Annotated in this window: 23 protein-coding genes; 8 read left to right on the top strand and 15 right to left on the bottom strand. The window is 62.2% G+C overall.

Annotated elements, in window-relative coordinates:
- Positions 1 to 95: 95 nt before the first annotated feature.
- The gene (locus tag V1279_RS05950) at positions 96 to 1,097 is read right to left on the bottom strand and encodes a TRAP transporter substrate-binding protein (protein WP_334433446.1); all 1,002 of its coding nucleotides are present in this window, start codon (positions 1,095 to 1,097) and stop codon (positions 96 to 98) included.
- A 1,074-nt stretch (positions 1,098 to 2,171) separates the two neighbouring features.
- Between V1279_RS05950 and V1279_RS05945 the strand changes: the two genes are divergently transcribed.
- Positions 2,172 to 2,456 carry a hypothetical protein gene (locus V1279_RS05945; RefSeq protein WP_334433445.1) on the top strand — a complete coding sequence of 95 codons (285 nt, stop codon included), beginning with the start codon at positions 2,172 to 2,174 and terminating at the stop codon, positions 2,454 to 2,456.
- A gap of 153 nt (positions 2,457 to 2,609) precedes the next feature.
- Here V1279_RS05945 and V1279_RS05940 read toward each other — a convergent pair whose 3' ends face one another.
- The 3 genes from V1279_RS05940 to V1279_RS05930 form a co-directional block, all read right to left on the bottom strand.
- Positions 2,610 to 2,732 (bottom strand): hypothetical protein, encoded by a 123-nt coding sequence (locus V1279_RS05940; RefSeq protein WP_334433444.1) that lies wholly within the window; start codon positions 2,730 to 2,732, stop codon positions 2,610 to 2,612.
- Positions 2,733 to 2,766: 34 nt separating this feature from the next.
- Positions 2,767 to 6,111, bottom strand: coding sequence for an adenylate/guanylate cyclase domain-containing protein (locus tag V1279_RS05935; RefSeq protein ID WP_334433442.1), 3,345 nt, complete (start codon positions 6,109 to 6,111; stop codon positions 2,767 to 2,769).
- 306 nt (positions 6,112 to 6,417) lie between these two features.
- A complete protein-coding gene (locus tag V1279_RS05930) occupies positions 6,418 to 7,977 on the bottom strand; it encodes a 2-isopropylmalate synthase (RefSeq protein WP_334433441.1) in 1,560 nt (519 codons plus the stop codon).
- Between the two features lie 638 nt (positions 7,978 to 8,615).
- Here V1279_RS05930 and V1279_RS05925 point away from each other — a divergent pair.
- A complete protein-coding gene (locus tag V1279_RS05925) occupies positions 8,616 to 9,080 on the top strand; it encodes a hypothetical protein (RefSeq protein ID WP_334433440.1) in 465 nt (154 codons plus the stop codon).
- Entirely contained in the window at positions 9,055 to 9,960 is a 906-nt protein-coding gene (locus V1279_RS05920; protein ID WP_334433439.1) for a CHAD domain-containing protein, read from the top strand. The genes V1279_RS05925 and V1279_RS05920 overlap by 26 nt, the downstream gene beginning before the upstream one ends.
- A 99-nt stretch (positions 9,961 to 10,059) precedes the next feature.
- Here the strand turns inward: V1279_RS05920 and V1279_RS05915 are convergent, their stop codons facing one another.
- The 9 genes from V1279_RS05915 to V1279_RS05875 form a co-directional block, all read right to left on the bottom strand.
- Positions 10,060 to 10,971, bottom strand: coding sequence for a polyphosphate kinase 2 family protein (locus tag V1279_RS05915; protein WP_334433438.1), 912 nt, complete (start codon positions 10,969 to 10,971; stop codon positions 10,060 to 10,062).
- Positions 10,972 to 11,093: 122 nt separating this feature from the next.
- Positions 11,094 to 12,068, bottom strand: coding sequence for a branched-chain amino acid ABC transporter permease (locus tag V1279_RS05910; protein ID WP_334433437.1), 975 nt, complete (start codon positions 12,066 to 12,068; stop codon positions 11,094 to 11,096).
- On the bottom strand, positions 12,065 to 12,946 hold the full coding sequence (locus V1279_RS05905) for a branched-chain amino acid ABC transporter permease (protein WP_334433436.1): 882 nt from the start codon (positions 12,944 to 12,946) through the stop codon (positions 12,065 to 12,067). The genes V1279_RS05910 and V1279_RS05905 overlap by 4 nt, the downstream gene beginning before the upstream one ends.
- Before the next feature lie 65 nt (positions 12,947 to 13,011).
- Positions 13,012 to 13,716 (bottom strand): ABC transporter ATP-binding protein, encoded by a 705-nt coding sequence (locus tag V1279_RS05900; RefSeq protein WP_334433435.1) that lies wholly within the window; start codon positions 13,714 to 13,716, stop codon positions 13,012 to 13,014.
- 3 nt (positions 13,717 to 13,719) lie between these two features.
- Positions 13,720 to 14,487, bottom strand: a complete 768-nt coding sequence (locus V1279_RS05895; protein WP_334433433.1) for an ABC transporter ATP-binding protein — start codon at positions 14,485 to 14,487, stop codon at positions 13,720 to 13,722.
- An 18-nt stretch (positions 14,488 to 14,505) separates the two neighbouring features.
- Entirely contained in the window at positions 14,506 to 15,816 is a 1,311-nt protein-coding gene (locus V1279_RS05890) for an ABC transporter substrate-binding protein (protein WP_334433432.1), read from the bottom strand.
- 100 nt (positions 15,817 to 15,916) lie between these two features.
- Complete coding sequence (locus V1279_RS05885) at positions 15,917 to 16,633, bottom strand: NUDIX hydrolase (RefSeq protein WP_334433430.1); 717 nt, start codon at positions 16,631 to 16,633, stop codon at positions 15,917 to 15,919.
- 41 nt (positions 16,634 to 16,674) lie between these two features.
- Complete coding sequence (locus V1279_RS05880) at positions 16,675 to 17,703, bottom strand: ABC transporter substrate-binding protein (protein ID WP_334433428.1); 1,029 nt, start codon at positions 17,701 to 17,703, stop codon at positions 16,675 to 16,677.
- 75 nt (positions 17,704 to 17,778) lie between these two features.
- Positions 17,779 to 20,565: an autotransporter outer membrane beta-barrel domain-containing protein gene (locus tag V1279_RS05875; RefSeq protein ID WP_334433427.1), complete on the bottom strand. Its 2,787-nt coding sequence runs from the start codon at positions 20,563 to 20,565 to the stop codon at positions 17,779 to 17,781.
- A gap of 353 nt (positions 20,566 to 20,918) precedes the next feature.
- Between V1279_RS05875 and V1279_RS05870 the strand changes: the two genes are divergently transcribed.
- Both V1279_RS05870 and V1279_RS05865 read left to right on the top strand, forming a co-directional pair.
- Complete coding sequence (locus V1279_RS05870; protein ID WP_334433426.1) at positions 20,919 to 21,368, top strand: cupin domain-containing protein; 450 nt, start codon at positions 20,919 to 20,921, stop codon at positions 21,366 to 21,368.
- Positions 21,369 to 21,533: 165 nt separating this feature from the next.
- On the top strand, positions 21,534 to 21,995 hold the full coding sequence (locus V1279_RS05865; RefSeq protein WP_334433425.1) for an OsmC family protein: 462 nt from the start codon (positions 21,534 to 21,536) through the stop codon (positions 21,993 to 21,995).
- A 236-nt stretch (positions 21,996 to 22,231) separates the two neighbouring features.
- Here V1279_RS05865 and V1279_RS05860 read toward each other — a convergent pair whose 3' ends face one another.
- Entirely contained in the window at positions 22,232 to 23,020 is a 789-nt protein-coding gene (locus tag V1279_RS05860; protein WP_334433424.1) for an ABC transporter permease, read from the bottom strand.
- Positions 23,020 to 23,847 carry an ABC transporter ATP-binding protein gene (locus V1279_RS05855; RefSeq protein WP_334433423.1) on the bottom strand — a complete coding sequence of 276 codons (828 nt, stop codon included), beginning with the start codon at positions 23,845 to 23,847 and terminating at the stop codon, positions 23,020 to 23,022. Before V1279_RS05855 ends, V1279_RS05860 begins: the two co-directional genes overlap by 1 nt.
- 203 nt (positions 23,848 to 24,050) lie before the next feature.
- On the opposite strand from V1279_RS05855, the gene V1279_RS05850 reads away from it, so the two are divergent.
- From V1279_RS05850 to V1279_RS05840, 3 genes are all read left to right on the top strand, one after another.
- The gene (locus V1279_RS05850) at positions 24,051 to 24,194 is read left to right on the top strand and encodes a hypothetical protein (protein ID WP_334433421.1); all 144 of its coding nucleotides are present in this window, start codon (positions 24,051 to 24,053) and stop codon (positions 24,192 to 24,194) included.
- 269 nt (positions 24,195 to 24,463) lie between these two features.
- Entirely contained in the window at positions 24,464 to 24,958 is a 495-nt protein-coding gene (locus V1279_RS05845; RefSeq protein ID WP_334433420.1) for a septal ring lytic transglycosylase RlpA family protein, read from the top strand.
- A gap of 323 nt (positions 24,959 to 25,281) precedes the next feature.
- Positions 25,282 to 26,448, top strand: coding sequence for a lactonase family protein (locus tag V1279_RS05840; protein ID WP_334433419.1), 1,167 nt, complete (start codon positions 25,282 to 25,284; stop codon positions 26,446 to 26,448).
- Positions 26,449 to 26,473 lie beyond the last annotated feature (25 nt).

Genomic DNA, 26,473 nt, shown 5'->3' with positions numbered 1-26,473 from the left:
CGTTGCGGCCGCAGTCCCCCCACATACTGATAGCATAGTTCGGACAATAAGAGGGCTTCCGCGCCGACGCACGGAAGCCCTTCAGCACTATTGTTTTAGTTCGTCGCGCCCCTCGTCTCCTTGAGGAATTCGTCGATCAGGGGCTGACCGACGCGCTTGGCCACATCCTGGTAAACCGGTTCGAGCGCCTTGCGCATCGCTGAGTCCTGCTCCGGCGTCAGCAACACGATTTCGCTCTTGCCGGTCTTCTTGATCTCCGCAAGCGCGTCGTCGTTTTCCTTCGCCGACTGACCATTGCCGTAGGCGGTGGCCTCCTTCATGGCCTTGTCCAGCTCGGTGCGAATATCCGCCGGAATGCCATCCCAGAATTTCTTGTTCACCACCACGATGTAGCCGATATAGCCGTGGTTCGTGACGGTGATGTACTTCTGCACTTCATGCATTTTCTGGGTGTAGATATTGGACCAGGTGTTCTCCTGGCCGTCCACCACGCCGGTCTGCAGCGCCTGATAGACTTCGGAGAACGCCATCACCTGCGGGATCGAGCCGAGCGTGCGGAACTGCGCCTCCAGCACCTTCGACGATTGAATGCGGAACTTCAGGCCCTTGTAGTCCGCGGGCGCCACCAGCTTCTTGTTGGCGCTCATCATCTTGAAGCCGTTGTCCCAGTACGCGAGACCGGTCATTCCCTTGGCATCAAGCAGTTTCAGCAGCCTGGTGCCGAGCGGTCCGTCGGTGACTTTGCGCAGCGTCTTCAGGTCGGGGAGGATGTACGGCAGATCGAACACCTCGAACTCCTTGACGCCGATCGGCCCGAACTTGGCGTTCGAGGGGGCCAGCATCTGCACCGCGCCGAGCTGCAGCGCCTCCAGCTCTTCCTTGTCCTTGTAGAGCTGCGAGTTCGGATAGACTTCGACCTTGACCTTGCCGGCGGTGTATTTCTCGGCCAGTTCCTTGAATTTCTCGGCCGCCAGCCCCTTCGGCGTATTGGTCGCCACCACATGGCTGAACTTGATCACGATCGGCGATTGCGCCGCAGCAGGTCCAGCCAGAGTCAATGCCGCGATCGATGCCGCGGCCAAAATCAGCTTGCGCATATTTCCTCCCGTTATTTATTTCCCCGGAGCGCGTGAACGCGGGTTCCGAAGCTTGCATGCCAGTTGCACCAATATAGACAAGCCAGCCGAATTGCCATTGCCCGTTAGAAGGGTGCTCTCGCGAAACCTTTGCTGCAGTGCAAAACGCAACATTGCGTCCGCCAGCCCGATCTAGTACGCCGCGGCCTTTCACCGTCATTGCGAGCCAACGGCTCGCAATGACGGTGGATATAGTTTCGCGATCTCGCGGCGCATTGCGTCCGAGGTTTGCTGGAGAACTTCCCGCCCTCTTGCTCAGAGGGCGCAGGGAAGACCGGGTGCTTGCTGCACCCGCGGTCTCGCGTGCGATTTGCGCAAACAAAAGTGCACACGAGCATACAGGGCAGCGGGAGCATTCCGGCCTTCCCTGCGCAATGGCTTTACGGCTTACTTCGTGCTCTTCTCGGAGAACGGCTTTCTTGCCTCCGTCGCCTGCGCTTCTTATCGCACGCTTAGCGCCAGCACCGCGGCGCCCGAACCACACGACTTCGCCGTACGCTTCCGGCGCGTACGTCTAGCGCGCCATCAGCGTCCATCGCATCTCACCGCACGTTCGTAACGATCGCGAAGCGCCCCTCATCTGCCGTGAGACGGGCGGAGTTATGCCGATGATTTGGGTGAGAACGAAAGCGGAATATTTTTGATTCCTGGGCTTGACGCGCTTTCGGAAAATCAGAAGTGATTTGCCTGTCGGGCCAGTCCGTCGCACGCATGCACGCGAGATTGCGCGTGCAGGAAAGGCAAATCAGTTTGCAGCCGTAGGTTGATAAAAGCGAAGTGTCCGCTTTGGCGGCCCTCGGTTGCGATCAAAGAACACCGCCCGCCACGGCTCCCATCACATTGGACGCGCTTTCCCTCGCTGGTCCGGGCTCAGTTCGCGACCTTGCAATAAAATGAAAATAATGTCGGGCAGTGGACAGTCAATTGCGTCACTTGCCCAAATCATAGCACGCGTATTGCCCGGCTATCCTTCTTTCACGTGAACGGAACGGTCGGCCGGATCTATTGAGTAACCGGTATTTTGGAGCCATTGCCATGACAAAGCTGGATGAGCGCACCATCGCCAGTATGGATGTCGTGCTCGAGAATGTCTGTCGCGGGCTGCCGAACAGCGGCGGTGATCACGCAACGCGGAAATACGTTGCGCAGAAACTGGTTCAAGCCGCGAAGAGAGGCAACACGACGCTCAGCGGCCTGGAGGCCGTTGGCCGTCGCGCATTGCAGGAAATCGCACAGGGATCGACAACGCCGCACGCGGAGCATCGGCGGGACGCAGCCGGTTCGAACAGCCAGCTTCGTTCCAGGCACCGCCTGCACTAGTAAAGCAAGACGGTCGCCGATCTCGCCAAGATGACATGAATCGAGGCGTCCGGCTGACCTGCGTCAGTCTAACGGTGCACGCTTTTGGCAGAGCTACCCACCGACGTCATTCCGGGGCAGCCCGAAGGGCCCCGGAATGACAAGGGGCTGACCTCAGCTCGCCGCCTGTGCCGGCATGTCGCGCTGGCGCTTCATGACGATCTTGTTCAGCGCACCGAGATAGGCTTTTGCCGAGGCGACCAGCGTATCCGGATCGGCGGCGTCGCGCGCGGTCATCGAACGTCCCTCATGGATTGACACCACAGGAGCGTCACCGGAGCGCATCAAGCAGCGCCCTGACCTCCCGCAGATCGGGCGTGTCGAAACCTTCCGTGAACCAGCCATAGACCGGCGCGAGGAGATCATGGGCCTGCTGCGGCTTGCCCTGGTCACGCCAGAGCCGGGCCAGGCTGGCGGTAGCGCGCAGTTCCAGGGCCTTGGCGCTCTGGCGACCGGCCACCTCAAGCGCACGCCGAAGGCACGCTTCCGCTTCGGTCCGCTCGCCGCCTTGCCTCGCCACCGTCAGCTCCCCACTCAAGCGACAGATTTCCGCCTCCCATCGCCGCTCACCGGTCTCCTCGACAGCAGCCGCAGCCTCGGCCAGCGCAGTCAACCCTTGCTCAGTTTCTCCGGCCCATGCCGAAGCTTCAGCCAGCAGCGCGAGATGATAGGGTCGACGGATGCGCACAGCCGTCGGCTCGACGGCGGCGAGACCGCCGCGAACCTCCGCAATCCCTTCCACAGCTTGCCCGCGTGCCGCCATTGCCCAGCCTCGCAAGATGCTCCCAGCTGCCTTCAAGTGCGGTGCGATGCCGTGCTCGGCGCACACTGCGATCGCGGCTTCCGCTTGCTCCCGGGTCGGCTCCGCTTCCCGCCGATGCTGGTAGATCATCGCCGCGAACACAAGCGCGAGAACAAGGCTGAAAGGATGCGACAGCTCCCGGGCCATGCTCACAGCTTCGCGCGCAGCGGCAAGCGCCTGCTCGGGGAAGCCAAGCGGCCACAGCGCGGCCGCCGCAGTGTATCGGTTGCAAACAGCCGCGTCGTGGCTGCCATAGAGGAATTTATGGGCACGGTACGCGTCCGGCCGATAGAGCGCCAATCCCGCCTCGATATGCGCCCTGCACGCGGTCAGATCCGGGAGATTGAGAAGGGTTGTCCATGCGGCATGGTGCGCCTGCAGGAGGAGTGCCGGATCTGTGCTCTGCCGCGCGAGTGCGAACAGCTCGTCCAGCAGATCGCGAGCCGTCTTAAACTCGCAGCGTTGCTGGTAAACGAGCCACAACCCCCAGCTCACGGCAAAGAGCTGCGCCACATCGCCGACTTGCCGGCATAGGTCACGGGCACGCAGGTAGACTTGCTCCACCTCCGGTGCCGACCAGCTCTTGGTGCTGATCAGCACCGGCGCAAGCACGAGCTGCAGGTCAAGTTCGCGGCGGGCGCGTTCCGCAGGCTCGGCGACCCGATCGACGAGCATCAGCCCCTTGCGGAGATGGGCGATCGCCTCCGCGTGTGCCGAGCGCTCGGCCGCGCGCTGGCCAGCCTTGCGCCAGTAGGTAACAGCGTTTTCCGTGAGGTCAGCTTCGGTGAAGTGGTGCGCCAGCATCTCTGGCTGGGTAGCCACAATGTCCGGGAACTTCTCCTCGAGCGCCCGGGCGATGCGCGCGTGCAGTGCTTGCCGCTTGCCGCGCAACAACGTGCCGTAGGCGGTATCCTGAACGAGGGAATGCTTGAAGCTGTAAGCCGATGAACCACGACGGAAAATCAGCTGTGATGCGGCGAGCTGTTCGAGAGCCGACTGCAAGGGCGCTTCGGGCAGCGGCGACACGGTCCGTATCAGGTCGTCGGTGAACTCCCGGCCAATGGCGGCGCCGTTCTGGGCGATTTCTTTTGCTTCCGGACTGAGACGGTCGAGACGGGCCAGGAGCGAGGCGTGCAGGGTAGCCGGGACGGCGATTGAACCCGGCGAGGTTCGCGAAAGCACGGCCTTGGCATCCCCTTCGGCTCCCGCTTCCAGCACAGCCTTGGTAAGTTCCTCGACGAACAGCGGCACGCCGTCCGTGCGGTCGATGATCTCGTGCACGACCGCGCTGGGCAGCACTTTGTCGCCAACCACCCGCTGCACGAGGGCTGCGGTGTCACGCCGGTTCAAGCGACCGAGCGCCAGCATCGTGACGTGCGGCTGGCCGATCCACGGTGGCGAGAACTCCGGTCGGAAGGCGAGCAGTAGCAGCACCGGCAGTTGCTGCACGCGATCGACCGTCATATGCAGGAGCTCGAGCGAAGTCGGGTCGATCCAGTGCACATCTTCAAAGACCCACAGCACGGGTTTGCGCCGAGATAGGTCCTCTACTTGCCGGGCCAGCGCCTGAAGCGTGCGCTCCTTCTTCGCCGGCGGACTGAGCGATACCGGGCAATAGCGGTCGGAGGGCAACGACAGCAGCTCGGCCAATAGCGGCATGTCTTCGGCGGCGGTCGCTGCGGTCGTTAACAGCGCCTCGATTTTGTCGAGCCTGACCGCCGGTGGGTCATCCCCGGTGAACCCGGCCGCCCGCTCCAGTTGCTTGATGACGGGGTACAGAGCGCTGCCCTGGTGGTGCGGCGAGCAGAAGCAGCGCAGGCGCGAGTACGGTTCAGCTTGCAGCTTCTCCTGGAGGGCCGCCACGAGTCGCGATTTCCCGACCCCGGGCTCCGCCGAGAGCAGCACCACCTGTCCCTCCCCAGAGGTCGCGCGCTGCCACCGGCGCAGCATCAGTTCGAGCTCTTCCTCGCGGCCGACCAGCGGGGTCAGACCGGCCGAATGGAAGGCTTCAAACCGGCTCTCGACGGCGCTCGACCGGAGCACCTGATAGGCATGGACCGGCTGCGGGAAGCCTTTCATCGCGACCGCGCCGAGATCGCGGTACTCGAAAAGATCGCCCAAGAGGTGGCGCGTCATGGGACCGACGACAATGGTGTTCGGCTCGCCAAGTGCCTGCAGGCGCGCCGCGAGGTTGGGCGTCTCACCCACCACGGCGCGTTCCAGTGCCTCGCCCGAGCCAATGAGATCGCCGACCACGACCAGCCCGGTCCCGATGCCGATGCGAACCCGAAGACGCTCGGATGTTTTCAGCTGGTCGACGGCGTCGATGAGCGCCAAACCTGCGCGCACCGCTCGCTCGGCATCATCCTCATGCGCCTGCGGGTAGCCGAAATAGAGCAGTGCGCCATCGCCCATGTACTTGGCGATGAAGCCGTCGAAGCGGGATACCGTCTCGGCGACGCAGCGGTGATACGCGCCAATCACCTCTCGCAGGTCTTCGGGGTCAAGAGCAGCCGATAGCGCGGTCGAGCCGACGAGATCGCAGAACATCACCGTGAGCTGCCGCCGTTCGGCTGAGGAGACGGCACTCACGGTTGAAGCCGGCGTCGCGCTCGGACCTGCCAATGTTGCGGGCTGCGGCAGGCATGCGGCCGCCTTCAGCAACTTCTTGCGCTGGCCAAGCGAGAGACCGAGCTTCTCCAAGTCCGCCTCGCTCAGCTCGGGCAGGATCTTGAGATCTACATCGTTCGCCCGCAACGCGGGTGCGAGTTGCACCAGACCAAGCGGCACTAGCCAGCGCTCCAGCTCGTCCACGGCCTTTCTCCTGGCTGGTGTGGACTCTACCAGATCGAACGTATGCTCCAAAGGTATCTTTGCCGGTTGCAGGAATTCCGAAAGAGGCCGGTTCGGCTCCGGGCCATAGTTCCGGCGCCGGTCCTTCGGACCGTCTCGGAATGAGATGAGCTTGTCGAGCGATCAGCTCGCCGCGACCACCGACGGCATGTCGCGCTGGCTGGATTGCCTCGCTATCGCAGGCAATGACGTGGAGAGGCCAATGCAAAGAAAAAACGCGGCACTTGTGGCACCGCGTTTCGTTAGCCCGTTGACGAGCGCGAAGCTTCAGCTCGCCGCCTGTGCCGGCATGTCGCGCTGGCGCTTCATGACGATCTTGTTCAGCGCACCGAGATAGGCTTTTGCCGAGGCGACCAGCGTATCCGGATCGGCCCCCTTCGACGTCATCGAGCGGCCTTCATGGGCGAGCCGCACCGACACTTCGGCTTGCGCGTCGGTGCCTTCGGTGACCGCGTGGACCTGATACAGCTCCAGCTTGGCCTCGTGCGGCACCAGCGCCTTGATGCAGTTGAACACAGCATCGACCGGACCGTTGCCTTCGGCTTCCTCGATTTTCATCTGGCCTTCGACGTCGAGCTTCATGGTCGCGCGCTGCGGGCCGTGGGTGCCGGCGATCACCGTCAGCGAAACAAGCTTGATGCGGTCATGCGAGGCCGCGATCTCCTGATCGACCAGCGCCTCAATGTCCTCGTCATAGATGTCCTTCTTGCGGTCGGCCAGCGCCTTCATCCGCACGAAGGCATCTTCCAGCTGGTTGTCGCCGAGCTTGTAGCCCATCTCCTCCAGCTTATGCACGAAGGCATGGCGGCCGGAGTGCTTGCCGAGCACCAGCGACGACTTCTTCAGGCCGATCATTTCGGGGCGCATGATCTCGTAGGTCGATGCGTCCTTCAGCACGCCATCCTGATGGATGCCGCTTTCATGGGCGAACGCGTTGCGGCCGACGATCGCCTTGTTGTACTGCACCGGGAACGAGGTCGCCGCCGATACCAGCTTCGAGGCCCGCGTCAGCATGGTGGTGTCGATCTTGTTCCACCACGGAAACACGTCGTTGCGGACGTTGATCGCCATCACGACTTCCTCGAGCGCGGCATTGCCTGCCCGCTCGCCGATGCCGTTGACGGTGCATTCGATCTGCCGCGCGCCGCCGGCGATGCCGGCCAGCGAGTTCGCCACTGCCATGCCGAGGTCGTTATGGCAATGCACGGAGAATATCGCCTTGTCGGAATTCGGCACGCGCTCGATCAGCGTGCGCATGAACCTGGTGTATTCCTCCGGCACGGTGTAGCCGACGGTATCGGGGATATTGACCGTGGTGGCCCCGGCCTTGATCACGGCCTCGACGATGCGGCAGAGAAAATCCATCTCGCTGCGGGTGCCGTCCTCGGCCGACCATTCGACGTCGTCGACCTGGTTGCGGGCGCGGGTGACGTTGGCGACCGAGAGCTCGACCACCTGCTCCGGCGTCATGTTCAGCTTGACGCGCATGTGCAGCGGCGAGGTCGCGATCACGGTGTGGACGCGGCCGCGCCGGGCGAATTTCACCGCTTCGGCGCAGCGGTCGATGTCCTTGGGATGCGCGCGCGACAGGCCCGCGATGACGGAATTCTTGGAGCGGCGGGCGATCTCGCTGACCGCCTGGAAATCGCCCTCGGAGGTGATCGGGAAACCGGCTTCGATGACGTCGACGCCCATGTCGTCGAGCATTTCGGCGATCTCGAGCTTTTCCTCGAACGTCATGGTGGCACCCGGGCACTGCTCGCCGTCACGCAGGGTGGTGTCGAATACGATTACGCGGTCCTTCTCGGACTTGTTGGCTGACGTCATCTGCAAAGTTCCTTTTGGGTGGTAGCGCCGCTTCTCGGGCGCTGAAGGGTCTGGTGATCCCGCGCGAACCCCTGAGTGCCCAGGCGCAAACCGCCCAGACGGCCCTCAGGGGCCGATAAGAAGCAGAAGCCCGCCAAGAAGGAGGGTGGGCGCGGACGCAGCCGGAATCGCGGGGGCAGCCTTGGCCGCTCCACCCCGAACTCCGTACTCTTTGCTGCGAATCAGCATTGCCAGACCCTTTGAACGGCCAAATCCTCAGCCAAAACCATTGACGGTTCGTTGCCGGGAGCGCGCCCAGAGGCCGTTCTAGACGAGAATTATGGCCGGCCGCAATGCCAAAAGATGGTCAGGAGGGGTGACCTAACGACCAGGCAAGTTTGGATGCGGAAGGTCGGCACCCGGAAACGCCTTCCGGCGTTATCAGCTTGCAAGCACCAAAATCAGCCCGCTCCTTCAGGCGAGCATCAAATGGGCGTTGAGACTGAAATCAAGTTCCAGTTGCCGAAGCGCAATCTTGGGGCATCTTCCAGATTGGCGGTGCCCGGCTGCAAGATTGGCAAGCGTTCGGAGAGCGACCTGCTGTCGACTATTTCGACACACCGAAGCAGAAGCTGAAGCGGCGCGGGCTTCTGCTCCGGGTGAGGCAAACGGACGGCAAGCACGTACAAACGATCAAGAAGACGTCCGGCACGCAGTTCGGCCGCGGCGAGTGGGAAACCGAAATAAAAGGTCGCACTCCCGATCTTGGGGAGGCAAACGGCACGCCGCTGGAGCGGCTGGCCTCGAACAAGCTGCGGCGCAAGTTGAAACCGATCTTCGAGACCTCGGTGCATCGCATCGCCCTGCCGGTCCGCACCAGACGGAGCGAGCTGGAGCTTGCCATTGATCACGGCAAGATCACTGCGGCGGGGCGGACAAGCCGCATCGAGGAGGTTGAACTCGAATTGAAAAAAGGTCCAGCAAAGGGATCTGTTTCGCGTCGCGAAGGCGCTGGAGCGAAAGCTCGCGGCCGAGCTCTGTTTGAGAGCGAAGGCAGACCTTGGCTACGATCTGATCAACGGCAAGGGCGCTCAAGCTGTGTTCGCCGAACCGATCGAGCTTGAGAAGCGGATGAGCGTAATCGAGGGTTTCCGAGCCATCGCCCGCTCCGCGCTTCGCCATTTTTCCGGAAACGCTGATGCCATCCGTAACCTTGATCCGGAAGGCGTACATCAGATGCGCGTAGGCTTGCGCCGCTTGCGTGCCGCCATTTCGCTGTTTTCGAAGGCATTGCCCGACGCGAAAACCGAAGAGATCAAGGCAGAACTCAGGTGGCTGACAAGCGAACTTGCCCCCGCGCGCGAGCTCCACGTCTTCCTGGAGGAGAAGATTGGTCCTGTCGCTCGCGAAATAACACCGCGGCGGGGCGGCAGAGCCATCGCGAAGCAATTTGCCGATAAACGCGCCGAGGCGCTCGAGCGGGCCAGGAAGGCTGTCGATTCGCCGAGATGCCGCGCGCTGCTCGTCGATGCGCTCGAGTGGATAGAGGCGCAGCACGGTCGGACCGACGTCGCAAACAGCGAGCTTGGCGACTTCGCCACAGGGGTGCTGGATCGGCGCATCAGGAACGCACACAAGGACGCAGGGAAGCTGCAGGAGATGACGGCGCCCGAGCGGCACAAATTCCGGATCAGGATGAAGAAGATCAGGTACGCGGCCGAGTTCTTCGAAAGCCTATTCCGCAGCAAACGCGAGCGAAAGGCACTCGCACGTCTATCGAAACATGCGAAGAAGATTCAGGACGCGCTGGGCTCGCTCAACGACTTCATTGCGGATCGAAAGATGGCGGCAGAGGCCGCGCTCCACGCGCCACCGCAAGACGGGCGCGCCCGCGCCTTTGTTTCAGGCATCATCGTTGGCCGCGAGGATGAACAGGCAAGGCCTCTCATGAAAGCGGCTGCAAAGGAACTGCGTGCGTTTCGCCAACTTTCCGGACCCGGCTGATGCGGTCGTCATCAGCACGTAGGATGGGTAGAGCCGAGCGAAACCCATCTATTTGCGCCACTTGGAATGAATGATGGGTTTCGCTTCGCTCTACCCATCCTACTTCTTACCCTCCGCCAGCAGCGCCTCGCGGACCTGTTTGAACTCGCTGCGGTCGGCCTTGTCGACTTTCGGGAAGTGCAGGTCGAGGCTGTCCAGCGCTGCGACGATCGTCGAGCCGATCACCACGCGCGCGAACCATTTGTGGTCGGCGGGGACTACGATCCAAGGGGCCGCCTGCGTCGAGGTGTGGCGGATCATGTCCTGGTAGGCGGCCTGATACTTTGCCCACAGCTTGCGCTCGCCGATGTCGGCCAGCGAGAACTTCCAGTTCTTGGCAGGCTCCTCCAGCCGCTCGAGAAAGCGCTCACGCTGTTCCTCCTTCGAGACGTTGAGAAAGAATTTCAGAATCACGGTGCCGTTGCGCGCGAGGTAGCGCTCCATGGCGGAGATGTCCTCGAAGCGCTCCTTCCAGATGTCCTTGGTCACGAGTTGCGGCGGCATTTTCTGCTTGGCGAGGATCTCCGGGTGGACCCGCACCACCAGGCATTCCTCGTAATGAGAGCGATTGAAGATGCCGATCCGGCCGCGCTCGGGCAGCGCGATCATGCTGCGCCACAGGAAATCGTGGTCGAGCTCTTTCGTGGAAGGCTGCTTGAACGAGGTGACCTCGCAGCCCTGCGGATTGACGCCCTCGAACACACTCTTGATCGCCGAATCCTTGCCGGCGGCGTCCATGCCCTGGAAGATCAGCAGCAGCGACCAGCGGTCCTGCGCATAGAGCTTTTCTTGGAAATCGTTGAGATGCTCGCGGTTGGCCTCGATGATCCTGGTCGCCTTTTCCTTGTCGAGCCCGCCCTTCTCGTTGGTCTTGTGCGACTTCAGGTGAAATTCGCCTGACCCGTCGTAGCGGAACGGGGCGACATAGGGCTTCAATTCATCCGCAAGCGGCTGCGAGGATTTCTTGCTCATCTATCTCCTCCTCGTCATGCCCGGGCTTGACCCGGGCATCCACGTCTTCAGCGACGCAATGAAAAAGACGTGGATGGCCGGGACAAGCCCGGCCATGACGGAGAGAGTAGCATGCATTTCCTTCACGTCTTCTTGGGTTGCGTCTTCAGTCGGTCGAGCACGCTACCAAGAATGCCCTTGGGAAGGAATATGATGAAGATGACCAGCAGCACGCCGTAGACCAGGTTGTCCCAGCCCACCGCCTTGGTGCCGAAGCCGATGCGCAGCACTTCGGCGAGCATGATGGTGATGACGGCGCCGACCGTCGGCCCGAGCGACACATAGAGCCCGCCGACGATGACGGCAAACACCATCTGCAGCGACACCGCAATGCCGCTGACCGTGTCGGGCGAGATGAACATCTGGTACTGGCAGTACAGCGCACCGGCGAGCGCCGTCATCAGCGCCGAGATCAGCGTGATCTTGAGCTTTTCGGCCGTGACGTTGACGCCGGCGGCGGCGGCTGCGTCCTCGTCCTCAGAGATCGCCTCCATGGCGTAGCGGCTCATGCTGCGATCGACCCAGCGCCAGATCAGAAGGCCCATGACCCAGACGAACAGCGCGATCAGGTACCACGTCGTCTTGTCGTCGAACTGCAGCGCCATCAGGCCGGAGCCGCTGCGGGCGCGGTCCGGCGTGTAGCCGAGCGAGCCGCCGGTGTAGTCGCGGGTCGCGGTAATGACCTGCAGGACGATGCCTGACAGCGCCAGCGTCACCAGCACGAAATAATGCCCGGTGATGCGGAAGCGGAAACAGGGATAGGCGACCACGAGCGCCAGCACCCCGGCCGCCACCATGCTGATGGGAATGCCGATCCACGGCGACACGTCGAGATGGTTCCACAGCAGCGCGGTGACATAGGCGCCGACGCCCATGAAGCCGCCATGGCCGAGCGACACCAGGCCGAAGCGGCCCATGATCGACCATGCGGTGTAGGCGAACGACCAGATCAGGATCAGCACGAGAATGTGCAGGTGATAGGGCTCGTCGCGATAGACGAAGGGCAGCGCGACCAGCGCGGCGAGTCCGACGGCCCAGGCGATATAGCGGGAATTCACGAGCGCCTCGCAAAAAGGCCCGCGGGCCGGATGAACATCATGACGATGAAGAAGGCGAAGGCCAGCACGTAACCCCATTCGAGGTCGGAGTACAGGCCGCCCAGCGAAATGATCTGGGCGAACACGAACGCCGCGATGAAGCCGCCGACAAAATTGCCGAGCCCGCCGAGCACGCAGATCAGGAAGGTGATCGGCCCGAACGACAGCCCGACGAAGGGGTGCACGTCGTATTGCAGCACCAGAAGACAGGCCGCGAGGCCGGCGAGTGCGCCGCCCAGTGCCGAGGTGATGAGATAGATGCGCCTGGTATCGACCCCCATCAGCGACATGATCTGGCGGTCCTGCGCGACGGCGCGGATCGCCGTGCCGGTATAGGTGCGCTTCATGAAGAAGTAGATCGCCAGCATGCCGATCAACGCAGCGGCGAAGGCCAAGAGCCGCGAATAGCTGAAATGCATCTCGCCGATCGCCAGCACCGGCAGGCGGATGCCGAGGTTGCGGAAGTCGATGCCGAAGGCGACGGTGGCAAAGCTCTGCAGGATGAACAGCACGCCGCCGGTCGCCAGCAACTGGTTGATCGGCGGCGCTGTCAACAGCGGCGCGATGACGATGTAATGCAGCGCCGCGCCAAGGGCAGCGACCAGCAGGATCGCGAACGGCGCCGCGACCCAGTACGGCAGGCCGAATACCTGGACCATGTAGTACATGCCGTACATGCCGATCATGACCAGTTCGGCGTAGCAGATCCAGGTCACGTCGATGACGCCGAAGATCAGGTTGAGCCCGAGCGCAAGCAGCGCCAGCACGCCGCCGAGCAGGATGCCGTTGACGATGGCTTCCAGCAGAAAGATGTCGAAGGTGTCGAGGAATGCCTGCATCGCCTGCCCTATTTTTTGAGCATGATCTTTTCGAAAAACCGGTTCCCACTTTTTCGGATCATGCTCTAAACCCCGAGATAAGCTTGCTTGATCGTATCGGTCGACAGCATCTCTTCCGACGTGCCGGACGCGCGGATGGTGCCGGCCTCGAGGAGATAGGCGCGGTCGACCACCTTCAGCACCTGCTGCACGTTCTGCTCGACGATCAGAACCGTGAGCCCGCTGGCGCGGATACGTTTGACCAGTTCGAACACCTGCTGCACCACGACCGGGGCCAGACCCGCTGAGGGCTCATCGAGCAGCAACAATTTCGGGTCCGACATCAGCGCGCGGCCGATCGCGCACATCTGCTGCTCGCCGCCGGACAAGGTGCCGGCCATCTGGCTGCGCCGTTCCTTCATGCGCGGGAACAGATCGAACACGAACTCCAGCCGCTCGGCATATTTGGCGCGCGCGCCCGGCATGTAGGCGCCCATCTTCAGATTGTCGTCGACGGTGAGTCGCGGAAACAGCCGGCGGTTCTCCGGCACGTGGGCGATGCCGAGATCGACGATGCGATGCGCCGGCGTCGCCAGCACGTCGTGGCCTTCCATCGCAATCGCGCCCCTGGCAGGCCGGATCAGGCCGGAGATCACGCGCATCAGCGTGGTCTTGCCGGCGCCGTTGGGGCCGATCACGCCGACCGCCTCACCCGCCTTGACCTCGAGATTGATCCCGAACAGCGCCTGAAAGCTGCCGTAGCCCGCGTCGATCGATTTCAATTCGAGCATGCGCTAGACCCCTGCCTTGCGGCGCGCTTCCGCGGCCGCAATCTGGCTCGAATCCGCGTCCGTGCCGAGATAGACCTCGATCACCCTGGGATCGCCGGCCACCGCGCTCGGCAGGCCTTCCGATATCTTCTCGCCGTGATCGAGCACCATCACGCGGTCGACCACCCGCATCAACACGCCCATGATGTGCTCGACCCAGATGATGGTGATGCCGAGCTCGTCGCGGATCTTGCGCAGCATGTCGGCGGCCTGATCCATCTCGTGCTCGTCGAGCCCGCCCAGGCTTTCGTCGGCGAGCAGAAGTTTTGGGCCCGTGGCGAGCGCCTTGGCCAGTTCGAGCTTCTTCAGGCCGGCGGCGCCGAGGCCGTCGACGCTGGCGTGCCGGTCTGTCGGCAGGCCGACCATGCCGAGCGCATGTTCGGCGGCCTCATCCGCCTTGGCGCGGCTGTGGCTGCCCCTGCCGTAATAGCCGGCCAGCGCCACGTTCTCAAAAATGCTGAGCCGATGAAACGGCCGCGGAATCTGGAAGGTGCGGCCGATGCCGCGGTTGATGATGCGGTGCGGGGCGACGCCGGCGATCTCCGCGCCGTCGAACAGGATCGATCCCGCCGTCGGTACAAGCGTGCCCGACAGCATGTTGAAGATCGTGCTCTTGCCGGAGCCGTTGGGGCCGATCAGGCCGAGAATCTCGCCCTGCTCGACCCTGAACGACACGTTGTTCACAGCGGTGAAGCCGCCGAAGCGCTTCACCAACCCTTCTACCGTCAGCACGCCGGATTCTCCGTCCGCTTACTGGTTGCTGAACGTGGTTCCCTTCGGCAGGGGCAGCACGGCCTCGCGCTGCGCCTGGCTCTTCGGCCACACCACATAGGACTTGTCGTCAATGTACTGGATCACCACCGGGAACGAGCGCTCGTTCTGGCCGGCCATCTGGCTGCCCTCGCCGTGGAACTTGACGCCGAAGCCCAGCATAGTGCCGCCTTCGGGAATGTCGACTTCGAGCGACGCCTTGCGCAGCGCCTCGGGATCGACGCCGCCATATTTCTTGATGGCGCGCGGCAGCACTTCGGTCAGGAAGACATAGGTATTCGACGCGGCCATGCCGACATGGGCGGAGCGGATCGCAACCCCGGGCTTGGCCTTGTCGAACTCCTCGCCGACCATCTTGATGACCGGGGGCAGCTTCGGATCCATCGATTTCTGGTTGGCGAGCCAGATCGAGATCGGATCGGTATTGAAGACGTAGTTGACGTCGCCGCCCAAACCTTCCTTCAGCTTCTCGTAGACACCATAGCCCGCGCCGTGGCCGACCAGTGCCTGGAATTTCAGGCCCTGCTCACGCGCCTGGCGGCCGAACAGGGTGATGTCGGGGTTATAGCCGGTATGGAAGATCACGTCGGGCCGCGCACGCTTCAGCTTGGTGACAAGCGAGGACAGATCCGGCGCGGTAGCCGAATAGCCTTCCTTCAGCACGATGTTGAAGCCAGCCTTTTTGGCGCCGGCCTCGTTGCCCTTGGAGACGTCGACGCCGTAGGCGCCGTCCTCGTGGATGATGGCGACGCGCAGGTCCTTCGGCTCCTTGCCGAGCTTCGCTTTCGAGTTCTGGGCAATGAAATCCATCGTCATCAGCCCGAACTGGTCGCCTGAAGCCTGCGGACGGAACACGTATTTGAAGTTCTTGTTGTCGAGCACGGCGGAAGAAATGCAGGTGGTGATCCACATGAACTTCTTCAGTTGCTCGACCCGGGCCGCGACCGGCACGCATTGCGCCGACGAATAGAAGCCGAGCAGCATGTCGACCTTTTCCTGCTCGATCAGCCGGACCGCCTCGTTGATCGCGACATCGGGCTTGCTCTGGGCGTCGGCGTAGACCGCCTCGATCTTGTAGCCTTCGACGCCGGTCTTGGTGAACTGGTCGAGCATGATCTTGGCGCCGATATATTGCAGTTCCGAACCGCCGCCCGCGATCGGGCCGGTCAGGTCGTAGATCACGCCGATCTTGATTTTCTTTTCCTGAGCCTCGGCGGTAACCGCCATCCCCAGCACCGCGATTGCGGCAGACAGCCCGACGAGAAGGCGTGCAGCTTTGCGCCCCGGCATGGAATCCTCCCTGGATTTATTTTTTGTGCACTGCGTTTTCTTGTTCTTGTTGTCGCCCATCACATTGGTAGCGCCACCAGATGTCAAGCGTATTGCTGCGTCAGGGCTCGGAAGTGAGCTGCGCCTCGATGAACGCCGTGACAAAACGCGGCATTGCGGAGGTGAGATCGCGCACGCCGCGCACGAGGTGGATGGCGGATAGTTCCGGCTGGCGCTGCGCGGCAAGATTGGCCACGATCCGATCGCGCACGACGTCACCCGGCATATCGACCCGCAACATGCGGATCATCGCAACCGCAGGTCCGGTGTAGATGCAGTGCCAATGCGGCTCGCTTGCGTATTCGCCGGGCGTCAGCCCGGTCTCTTCCTCGAGTTCGCGCGTGACGCTGCCCGATATGTCGACCGCGCCGTCCCTGATGTCGTCGAGATCGGGCGTGCCCGACGGGAAATAGATGCGCCCGGCATTGGAGGTATGCTGGCCCATCTCGCCGAGCACGAAGGCGCCATCGGCACAACGGAGCGCGCCCATACCGAAACCGTTGAACACGCTCGCGTCGGGAAAACCCCAGTCGCGCCACGCCAGAAAACTTGCGAAATCGGTTTCGAAATAGCTGGCGCTGAAGCGATCTCCTGAAAACACCGGGTTGCGCCCGAGCAGGACGCGGCCGTTCCACATAGCGGGCTTTTCGCACTGCTTGTCGGCGAAATGCGCGGCTATCTCCGCGCGCCGCGCTTCGGCAAACGGCCACGTCCACGCCTCGACAACGAGGTCGAGCGCGCTGACGCGATGAATGACCGGAGGTGTCGTGCCACTCATCGCCTGACTTCGCTTGATATCACGCCGATCCAATCCAGAGCTTACTTCGGATTCGCGCCGGTGGTCTTCTTGACCTGCTCGACATATTTGTTGGTGTAAGTCTTGGTCACGTCGATATTGGCCTTGGCGATCTCCGGCGAACTCTCGCTGAATACCGCGAGCACAGCATCCGCGCCCTTGGGATCCATCTTGCCGGTCAGCGAATACATCGGGATCGTATTCTTCAGCGCCGCCAGATAAAGCTCCTTGTTCTTGCCGACGATTTCATCGGGCATCTTCGCCATGATCTCTTCCGGCGAGTGCGAATGAATCCAGGCGAGCGTGTTGACGATCGCCGTGGTCAGCGCCTGCACTTCCTTTTCGTGCGACTTGATCCACGCTGTGGTCGTATAGAGCGCGCCGCCGGGATATTCGCCGCCGAACACGGCGAGCGTGTCCTTCTCGCTGCGGGTGTCGGCCAGTATCTTCAAATCGGGATAGCTGCCCTGCAAAACGGTGACGGAGGGATCGAGCATCACCGCTGCGTCGATCTGTCCCTGCTGCATAGCCGCCACGGCGGTGGCTCCTAAGCCGACGCCGATCACCGCGGCGCTGGTCGGGTCGAGGCCGTTCTTCTTCAACAGATACTTCAGGAAGAAATCGGTCGAGGAGCCCGGCGCGCTGACGCCGACCTTCTTGCCGGCCAGATCCTTGATCGATTTGATCTCGCTGGTATGCGCGGGCGACACCACCAGCACCAGGCCGGGATAGCGGTCATAGATCACGAAGGACTGCAATTCCTGCTTCTTGGCGGCCAGATTGACGCAATGGTCGAAATAGCCCGACACCACGTCGGCGCTGCCGCCGAGCACGGCCTTCAGCGCGTCCGAACCGCCCTTGAGGTCGACCAGTTCGACGGCCAGCCCCGCCTTTTCATATTCGCCGAGCTGCCTGGCCAGCACCGTCGGCAGATAGCACAGGCAGGAGCCGCCGCCGATCGCGACAGTAACCTTGCTTTGCGCTGCGGCAAATCCCGAGGACAGCGCCAATGCCAGCAGCGAAGCGGCCAGCCGGCCGAACAGTTTCTTCATGGTAATCCTCCCGGTCTCAATTCGGGCGGCACGATAGAGCAGCATGCGCCGCCTGAGAAGGTGCTGCACCTATGATTAAAAGCCGACGCGGAGGCCGCCCCGACCGCTGACGATCGAGCCCGAACTGTTCCACCCCAGATATTCGGCCGCGGCGAATAGAGATACGTTGCGCGACTGCCATTCCATGGCAAGGCCGCCGAAGCCGCCCCAGACATTGCCCGCGCCCGGTGCGGCGATGGCGAGCGGCTGCGCGAGCAAGGTGGCATTGATGGTATCGCCACCGACCCGCTGCACGCCAAGCGCTCCGCCAGACAGATTGATAAGCAGCCGCGACGCCGGGGAGATCTGCGTGCTCCGGGTCAACTTCAGCTCGGCGCGCTCCTCGACATTTTGCGTGTTGCGGCCGCCCGCCGTCAGCGGCGCGGTGGTACCGGTTTCGGTATAGCCGTCGAAGCCGGCATAGAGATAGCGCAACTGCACGCCCGGTGTCAGCGCGTAGTGCGAATCGAGCAGCGTTCCGAGTTCGAAGCGATGGCCCAATGTCAGCTCGGGACTGACGTACCAGCCGTTGTAACTCGCGGTCGCCGTCTCCAGCCCGTTGGGCACCAGATTGTTGTTGACGAGACGAGAGGTCGCGCTGTGCAGCGCCCCGCCCTGCGCGCCCGCCTGGAGGAACGATGCACCAGTGGTGTAGCGCGCATAGGCTCCACCAAATCCGAGATTACTGTCGGTCGCATCATTGTTCGGATCAATGCTGTTATGGGTGCTGCCGGCGCCGACGAAGACGCCGAGACGCAGATCCGGACGCACGGATTTCTCGACACCGATCGCCCCGCCGAACCAGGTCGTGACATTGCGCATCAAGAGGCCATCGGCGGACTGGATGTGCCGGCCGCCAAAACCGCGGCCCCACACGGTGGTGCCGTCGGCATGGACTGCGGTCGGACTCTTGTAGGCAATCTCGTCCGAGGCATAGGCCGAGAGGCCGGGAATGCCGGCAAAGGCATCGGCGATGCGCGACATGCCGCCATCGGGCGCGGCGAACGCGGACGTGCCGCCGCCACCGGATGCCGTCACGCCGTCGAATGCCGGCACGATCGCGGAAACGCTGCGCGAGAAATCGGAAAGCACGCTGCCGGCCGTTGCAAATGAGGTCGGATCGACCGAGGCGATCCGGTTGCCCGACACCACATAAGGCACCGTGCCGCCCACCGTTGCACCTGTCAGCGTATCGAAGGTGAGGTTCTGGTTGACCGCCCGCATGTTGACGGTGTCACCGCCGCCGCCGAGATTGATGGCGCCGATGATCCGCGATCCCCGCTGCACGGTCAGCGTGTCGGGCAATCCCACAAGCTGAAGCGCCGCAAGCCCGCCGCTGAGGATCCCGGAATTGGTCACGTTGCTTGAGCCAAAGGCCTGAATGCCGAAGCTGCCGGCCGAGATGGCGCCGGAATTGATCAGGGTCGCGTTGTGCTGATCGACCAAAATGGCGGTTCCGCCCGTACCATTCGCCGAAACGATTCCGGAATTGATCACGTAGGCGTTCTGAAGACCGATAATCGCGACACCGTTGGGTCCATTGGCAGCAATCACGCCCGAATTCGTCACGTTGGCATCCCGCGTGGCGATGATCGCGGCGCCGGACGTACCGTCAGCCAGAATGGTCCCGGAATTAAGTACGTTTGCATCTCGGCCGGCACCGATGCTGGTGCCGGTGCCCTGCGACGAGATGGTGCCTGAATTGACCACGTTGGCGTCTCGGCCGGCAGAAATTCCAACAGTGCTCGCGCTTGTGCCCGAAATGACGCCGGAATTGGTGACGTTGGCATCCTGAAGAGAGCGGATCGCCCGCCCGGTGAAAGCGCTGACCGAAATGGTGCCGGAATTGACCACGTTCGCGGTGGTGGCAGCGATAGCGAACAGATTTCCCAGAACCAGCCCTGAGTTGCTGACGTCGGCGGTCAGGGTGGCGGCAATGGCGGTGCCGCCGGTGTCGTTGGCTCTGATGAGGCCCGAATTTGTCACGGCGGCATTCCGCAGCGCGTGAATAGCGACGCCAGTGGTGGAAGCCGCGATCGTGCCGGTATTGGCTACGGTCGCATCTCGAAGCGAAAAGACGCCGCGACCGCCGTCTCCGGCCGTGATGATTCCGGAGTTCGTCAAACTGGCGTCTTGAAAACTCTTGATGCCGATGCCGCTGATGCCGTTCGCCGAGATGGTGCCGGAATTGGTCGCAAGGACAGTCTCGCCGGAGACAATGCCGATGCCGCCGCTTCCGTTGGCCGAGATGACCCCGGAATTGATAACGGTGGCAATGTGCTGATCGACGAAAATACCGAAGCCATCGGGACCGTTGGTCAGGATGCTTCCGGAATTGATCACATACGCATTTCGAATGGCGATAATGCCGGTGCCCTGGGACCCGTTGGCCGAAATCGTGCCGGAGTTGGCCACGTTGGCGTCGCGCGTAGCTACGATACCGTTGCTGAAACCGTCGTCAGCCCTGATGATCCCGGAATTGTTGACGCTGGCATCTCGCCCCACCCCAATGGCGCTGTTGGCAGCACCCGCGGCAGCGATGCTTCCAGAATTCGTCAGGTTCAAATCCTGATTGGCGAAGATGCCCAGACTGCTGAAGCCGCTGGCGAAGATCACGCCGGCCGTGGTGTTGGTCAAGCTTAGCGTCCCCAGATCCTGCAGGCCGACATTGCCAATGCCCCGAACACTGGTATCAGCGAGTGTGCCGCTGTTGGTGCAAGTCTGATTGGTCTGGACCGGGAAACCGACGCACTGCGCGTTCGCTTCGTCCACCGGCCAAAGCAGCAGCGGCAACATGGCCGCCAACAATACAGCCGCCGACATTCGGCAGCTACCGAACGGCATTCCCAGCCTAGGCGTGCAAATTCGCAAAATATTCCTCAAACGCTCATCAAAAAATAACGCCAAAATAATCGAGCGTTTGCGCCATGTATTCAGTTCCACGGAATAAAGTCGATCAGGCGACCCAAAGATTGCCGGCCTATTTCAAAGCCTGTGGCAAACGCGCAACGCGGGGGCCTCAAGCAATTCCGGCGCCCGACGAACAATCCGGCCAACCATATCGCCAGCCTCGTCGAAGGCCCCCGTCTTGGCCGATCGACTTCTCGACCTCTGGTCAGCAACCGTTTCGCGGCATAGCATCGCACCCATAATAATCAACACAGGGGGGACTGCCCATGAATCGCCTGGCCATCACGCTATCGCTCGCCGCCGCGTTCGCCGCCGGTTGCAGCGTCACTCATCTGTTGCGGCCGGCGATCGCCGCCGAGAACATCACGGCGCAGGTCATCCATACCGGCGAACTCGAGGGCGATGCGCTCGGCATGCCCTCGGGCACCGGCATGCGCTCCAAATTGTTCGTTGCCGCCGACGGCATGACCATCTCGATCCAGGACGGCAATGTCGGCAAGCACATGCATCCCAGCACCAACGAGATCCAGTACATCCTCGACGGCACCGGCACGATCTGGCTGGGCGACAAGGAAGTGAAGGTGAAGCCGGGCGATCTCGTCGTGATCCCGAAGGGCACCGCGCATGGCGGCACCAAGCCCGACGGCCGCACCATCAAGGCGATCGCGATCAAGACGCCGCCGCAGGCGCCTGACGATACGAAGATGTTGAATTGAAGGGCCACGGCCCCTCCGCCGCCATTGCGATAGCCGCATGGTGGGCAAAGGCACGCAGTGCCATGCCCACCATCCAGCGTCCCCATGATCTGCAGATGGTGGGCACGCTTCGCTTTGCCGACGCTACATTCTGCGAGCTCCGATAAGGTCATCCTGGAGGATCACGTGGCAACAGGGAAAACCTACAAGTCCTTTCAATACAGGAACAACCTGGTCTGGGACACCGCTCGCCGCGGCCGAACGTCCGCACCCGGCAAACCCGACATCGAGATCGGCAGTCCTCCTGAATTCAAGGGAGCGGCAGGCGTCTGGGCTCCCGAAGAAATGGTGGTCGCCGCGCTGAATGCTTGCTTGATGCTGACGTTTGTATCGTTCGCTCAAAGCAAGGGGCTGGAGTTTGTGGCCTATGAAAGCGCCGCGGAAGGCTTGCTGGCAAATGTCGACGGCAAATATCGGATTGTTGAAGTCAGCGTTCGGCCAACCCTGACCTTGGGAAGACAGGCTGAAATCGCGGCCGCCCGAACGATCATGGCCAAGGTGAAGGAAAACTGCTTCATTTCCAACTCGATTACCGCTGACGTGAAATTGGATCCGCAATTTCGACTAGCATCCGATGTCGCCACGTAGTGGGGCCTTCGGCCGCCGGACGCCAGACCAGGAGAATCGCAGGGTGGGCAAAGGCGCCCTTCGCGCCATGCCCACCATCCATCCGCATTGCAATCTTGATGGTGGGCACGCTCCGCTTTGCCCACCCTACGGTTCTCTCCGCCGTCATTGCGAGGAGCAAAGCGACGAAGCAATCCACGTCTCCGCGTGCGGCGCGATGGATTGCTTCGCTTCGCTCGCAATGACGGCAGGAAGCGTTACCCCCTGCCGTCCGCCACCACCGGCCGCCACACCAGCAGCCGCCGCTCGACCAGTGTCACCACCATGTCGATCAGGATGACGAAGGCCGACAGCACGAACATGCCGGCAAACACGGCGGCGACATCGAACACGCCTTCGGCCTGCTGGATCAGGTAGCCGAGACCGGCCGCCGATCCCAGATATTCGCCGACCACGGCGCCGACCACAGCAAAGCCGACCGCAGTGTGCAGCGAAGAGAACATCCACGACAGCGCCGACGGCCAGTAAACGTGGCGCGTCAGCTGACGCTCGCTCATCCCTAACATGCGGCCATTATCCAGTACCGTCGGTGAGACTTCCTTGACACCCTGATAGACGTTGAAGAACACGATGAAGAACACCAGCGTCACGCCGAGCGCGACCTTGGACCAGATGCCGAGGCCGAGCCACAACGTGAAGATCGGCGCCAGCACCACGCGCGGCAGCGCGTTGACCATCTTGACGTAGGGATCGAACACCGCGGCGACGCGCGGCTGGCGCGCGAACCAGAAGCCGACCAGCACGCCGCCGACCGAGCCGATCACGAAAGCCAGCACCGACTCCCACAGCGTGATCATCAGATGCTTCCAGATCACGCCGGAGGAGAACCATTTGACGATCTGGCTCGCGACGTCGACCGGGTTGGAGAAGAAGAACGGCGGCAGCAGGATGCGGCCGAACACCGGCACGGTGGCGAGGAACTGCCACAGCGATAGTGCGACCACGGCCACCATCAATTGCCAGAACAGCAGTGTCAGGCGCGACATCAGCCGACCTCCGCACTTAGCGTCGACTGCGCATAACCCTTCATCACTTCGTCCTTCAGCACGCTCCAGATTTCGCGGTGCAGTTCGTGGAATTGCTTTTCCATCCGCACTTCCGAGATGTCGCGCGGGCGCGGCAGCGGCACCCGCCAGTCGCCGATGATGCGCGCGGATGGCCCTGCCGACATGATCACGACACGATCGGCGAGCGCGATCGCCTCTTCGAGATCGTGGGTGACGAACAGCACCGCCTTGCGGTCGGCGTTCCATAATTCCAGCAGCAGATTGCCCATGATCTGCCGGGTCTGGGCGTCGAGCGGGCCGAACGGCTCGTCCATCAGCAATATCTTGGGGTCGCGGATCAGCACCTGCGCCAGCCCGACACGCTTGCGCTGCCCGCCGGACAGCATGTGCGGATAGCGGTTGGCGAACGCGCCGAGCCCCACTGATGTGAGCCAGCCCTGCGCGCGCTGCAGCGCCTGCTCGCGCGGCGCGCCCTTGATGTCGAGGCCAATGGCGACATTGTCGATCGCGGTCTTCCAGGGAAACAGCGCATCGGCCTGAAACAGGTAGCCGGCATCCCGGTTCAGGCCGGTCAGCGGCTGATCGAAAATCTTCACCGACCCCGCGGCGGGCTTCAAAAGCCCGGCCGCCACGTTGAGCAGCGTCGATTTCCCGCAGCCGGTCGGGCCCACAATGGCGACGAACTCGCCATGGGGGACGGACAGATTGGCCTTCTCGACGGCCGTATAGACCCGGTCGCCGGCCACGCGAAACGCCACTGTCGCATCGCCAAGCGCGACCGCCATCGGCTGTGCGGTATCCGCCATGTTTTCTCCCCAAGGTTTGGAGGGATGCCTTAGCGGGTACGAAGGAGAAGTTCAACGAAGGCCTGCGACGCGGTCGTTGACCAGCTTCGGCTTTCAGAGCTGAGCGGACCGAGACTTCAACTCGCCCTCCCTCGCGGGGCGGGCTTTTGCCTCACTCCTTGCGCCGACGCGCCGATGCACACGATCGTCCGCCGCGGCTGGGCATGCTGCTGCTCCGGCCGACCCAACCGAACTTCTATCTCCTCGATGAGCCGACCAATCATCTGGATATTGAGGGACAGGAAGCACTGAAAGACGAACATCCGCATTGCGCTGGCAGCGGACGTTACCCCCACGACAGCTTTTGACCTCAAGGGGGACATCGGTCAGACGCTTGCTCCTACTCACGCCCTAACAAAGAGGCTCTATTCAGTCATGCTGCTGACGCAATTTCTGTCTTAGTCGGTGAGAACTAAGAACACTTGTGCGAGGACCACCCTGGTTCCCACAACGGTTCCGTCGCCAGGATTGGCACGAATCCGCAAAAATCAGCGCGAGTTCGTCAAGCATCCGCGTTCGCTTGACCATGTTTTGCGGCGTCGGGAACCGAACGATCTAAAAAATCAGTCAAGGAGTTATGATGTTGTTTCGCTCGAGCGCCGCAATTTGCGGCGCCGTAGTTGCGCTTACCATTTCTGTTACCGTTGCTCGAAGTGAAATCGCTGCAGTTCATTCAAGCGCCGTCGTCAACGCCGCTTCTGGGGATGCGATCGTTGGCGCAGCATCCACGTACAACCCGTTCCGGCCTGGATGGCGGGAGGGCGGCCCGAACACAGCCTCCGGCGAGCGCTATGAACCCTCTGTCTGGGCGGCTGCCATCAAGACGAGTTTGCGCCAGAAATTTGGTGGGGTCCAATATGGCGCCAGGCCGAAGTATGCCCTCGTTGAGGCTGTAGGCAAGAAGGTCATCGTCAAGATAAATGACGTGGGGCCACTAACGCCTGGCCGCATCATTGACCTCAATGAGCGGGCGATGCGCCATTTCGATCCGAGCCTGCAGCTCGGGGTAATTTATGGCGTAAGAGTTAGGCCACTTTCCGGCGACTATTGGATCCCCGGACCGGTTGGCTGAACATCGCACGCGAAAGAAATAGAGCACGGCCCTCCTGGACGGTGGGAACGCCTCGATGCCTTGCCGCTGATCTTTGAGGCGATGCCACCTCTCGCGGCAAGGCGCCGGCCGGCGCAATTTGCGTTGCCATCAGTTCTGAAATGTAGAGAAGAGCCTGGCCGAATGTCCCCTCTTGCTAGCCGCAAAAACGAGCCTGTGTGTCTCCTGTTGGTCTGCTTGTTTGACAGGGTATGATGCTCTTGGCCTGAGCCTCGGAGACACAATGAGGTCTCAGCGCTGACTGCGGCCGAAAGCTACTTTTGACAAGTCCGGGGAGAGCAAAAATGAAAACGCCAAGAAGTGGAGCGACGAGCGTCGCGCTCGCGCTGCTGTTTATAATCGGAGTGACCTCGATGGCCGCGGCCAAGACGTTCGTCTACGTGTCGAATGCACAGGACGGCAATATCGACAGCTACATCATGGACACCAGCACCGGCGCGCTGACACCGATCGGCAAGGCCGAGGCCGCCAAACTGGTCATGCCAATGACGGTGAGCCCGAGCAAAAAGCAGCTCTATGCCGTAATCCGCTCGCAGCCAACACGCGTATTGACCTACGCCATCGATCCCGCGACCGGCGCGCTCACGCAAAAGGCGTCGGCGCCGCTTCCCGACAGCATGCCCTATGTGTCGACCGATCACACCGGGCGTTACCTGTTCACCGCCTCCTATGGCGGCGACAAACTTGCGGTAAGCCCGATCGGCGAAAATGGGCTGGTGGAGGCGGAAGCTATTCAGGTAATCGCCACTGGCCGCAATGCGCATGCGATCCTGCCCGACCGCAGCAACAAGTTCGTCTATGCGACCATACTCAGCGCCAATCAGGTGCTGCAGTTCATCTTCGATAGCAAGACCGGCAAGCTCACGGCCAATGAGCCGGCGGCGGTCAGCCCGGAAGCAGGTCACGGCCCGCGCCACATGACGCTCTCGCCGGACAACAAGAACCTTTATGTGCTAAACGAGCTCTCGGGACACGTCACGCAATATGCGATCGACACGGCCAAGGGAACGCTGACGCTCGTAGAGAGCATCAGTTCTGTGCCGGCGGAGGCCGGTCTCGTCTGGGGCGCGCCGCAGGCGCCGGCCGGCGCCGCACCGGCGCCCGCGGCAGCCGCACCAAAGGACGACAAGCCGAAAGTCTGGGCGGCCGACATCCAGACCACGCCCAATGGCAAATTCCTGTATTCGACCGAACGCACCAGCAACAAGATCGCCCTGTTCACGGTGACGGCCGAAACCGGCAAGCTTACCTACGTCACCAATTTCGCAACTGAGGCGCAGCCGCGCGGCATCAAGATCGATCCTAGCGGCCAGTATCTCGTCGCTTCGGGTGAAAAGTCGGACCGCCTGTCGGTCTACAAGATCGACCAAAGCACCGGAAAGCTGGGCGAGCCCAGTCGCTACCCGGTCGGTAATGGCGCGAATTGGGTGGAGATTGTCGACGTCCCGTGAGAGCTGCGCCTGCCGACGTGAGCGA

Source organism: Bradyrhizobium sp. AZCC 1610 (assembly GCF_036924515.1).
In the GTDB taxonomy this organism is placed as follows: domain Bacteria; phylum Pseudomonadota; class Alphaproteobacteria; order Rhizobiales; family Xanthobacteraceae; genus Bradyrhizobium.
The sequence above is the reverse complement of the archived record's forward strand: the minus strand, read 5'-3'. Positions and strand labels throughout refer to the sequence as shown.

What these genes read in the sequence shown, in the direction of transcription:
- V1279_RS05890 (WP_334433432.1), bottom strand. Translation starts at nt 15,816, where the DNA reads ATGCCGGGGCGCAAAGCTGCACGCCTTCTCGTCGGGCTGTCTGCCGCA.
- V1279_RS05945 (WP_334433445.1), top strand. Translation starts at nt 2,172, where the DNA reads ATGACAAAGCTGGATGAGCGCACCATCGCCAGTATGGATGTCGTGCTC.
- V1279_RS05860 (WP_334433424.1), bottom strand. Translation starts at nt 23,020, where the DNA reads ATGTCGCGCCTGACACTGCTGTTCTGGCAATTGATGGTGGCCGTGGTC.
- V1279_RS05840 (WP_334433419.1), top strand. Translation starts at nt 25,282, where the DNA reads ATGAAAACGCCAAGAAGTGGAGCGACGAGCGTCGCGCTCGCGCTGCTG.
- V1279_RS05875 (WP_334433427.1), bottom strand. Translation starts at nt 20,565, where the DNA reads ATGTCGGCGGCTGTATTGTTGGCGGCCATGTTGCCGCTGCTGCTTTGG.
- V1279_RS05845 (WP_334433420.1), top strand. Translation starts at nt 24,464, where the DNA reads ATGATGTTGTTTCGCTCGAGCGCCGCAATTTGCGGCGCCGTAGTTGCG.
- V1279_RS05950 (WP_334433446.1), bottom strand. Translation starts at nt 1,097, where the DNA reads ATGCGCAAGCTGATTTTGGCCGCGGCATCGATCGCGGCATTGACTCTG.
- V1279_RS05880 (WP_334433428.1), bottom strand. Translation starts at nt 17,703, where the DNA reads ATGAAGAAACTGTTCGGCCGGCTGGCCGCTTCGCTGCTGGCATTGGCG.
- V1279_RS05940 (WP_334433444.1), bottom strand. Translation starts at nt 2,732, where the DNA reads ATGACCGCGCGCGACGCCGCCGATCCGGATACGCTGGTCGCCTCGGCA.
- V1279_RS05885 (WP_334433430.1), bottom strand. Translation starts at nt 16,633, where the DNA reads ATGAGTGGCACGACACCTCCGGTCATTCATCGCGTCAGCGCGCTCGAC.
- V1279_RS05915 (WP_334433438.1), bottom strand. Translation starts at nt 10,971, where the DNA reads ATGAGCAAGAAATCCTCGCAGCCGCTTGCGGATGAATTGAAGCCCTAT.
- V1279_RS05870 (WP_334433426.1), top strand. Translation starts at nt 20,919, where the DNA reads ATGAATCGCCTGGCCATCACGCTATCGCTCGCCGCCGCGTTCGCCGCC.
- V1279_RS05930 (WP_334433441.1), bottom strand. Translation starts at nt 7,977, where the DNA reads ATGACGTCAGCCAACAAGTCCGAGAAGGACCGCGTAATCGTATTCGAC.
- V1279_RS05855 (WP_334433423.1), bottom strand. Translation starts at nt 23,847, where the DNA reads ATGGCGGATACCGCACAGCCGATGGCGGTCGCGCTTGGCGATGCGACA.
- V1279_RS05850 (WP_334433421.1), top strand. Translation starts at nt 24,051, where the DNA reads ATGCTGCTGCTCCGGCCGACCCAACCGAACTTCTATCTCCTCGATGAG.
- V1279_RS05900 (WP_334433435.1), bottom strand. Translation starts at nt 13,716, where the DNA reads ATGCTCGAATTGAAATCGATCGACGCGGGCTACGGCAGCTTTCAGGCG.
- V1279_RS05905 (WP_334433436.1), bottom strand. Translation starts at nt 12,946, where the DNA reads ATGCAGGCATTCCTCGACACCTTCGACATCTTTCTGCTGGAAGCCATC.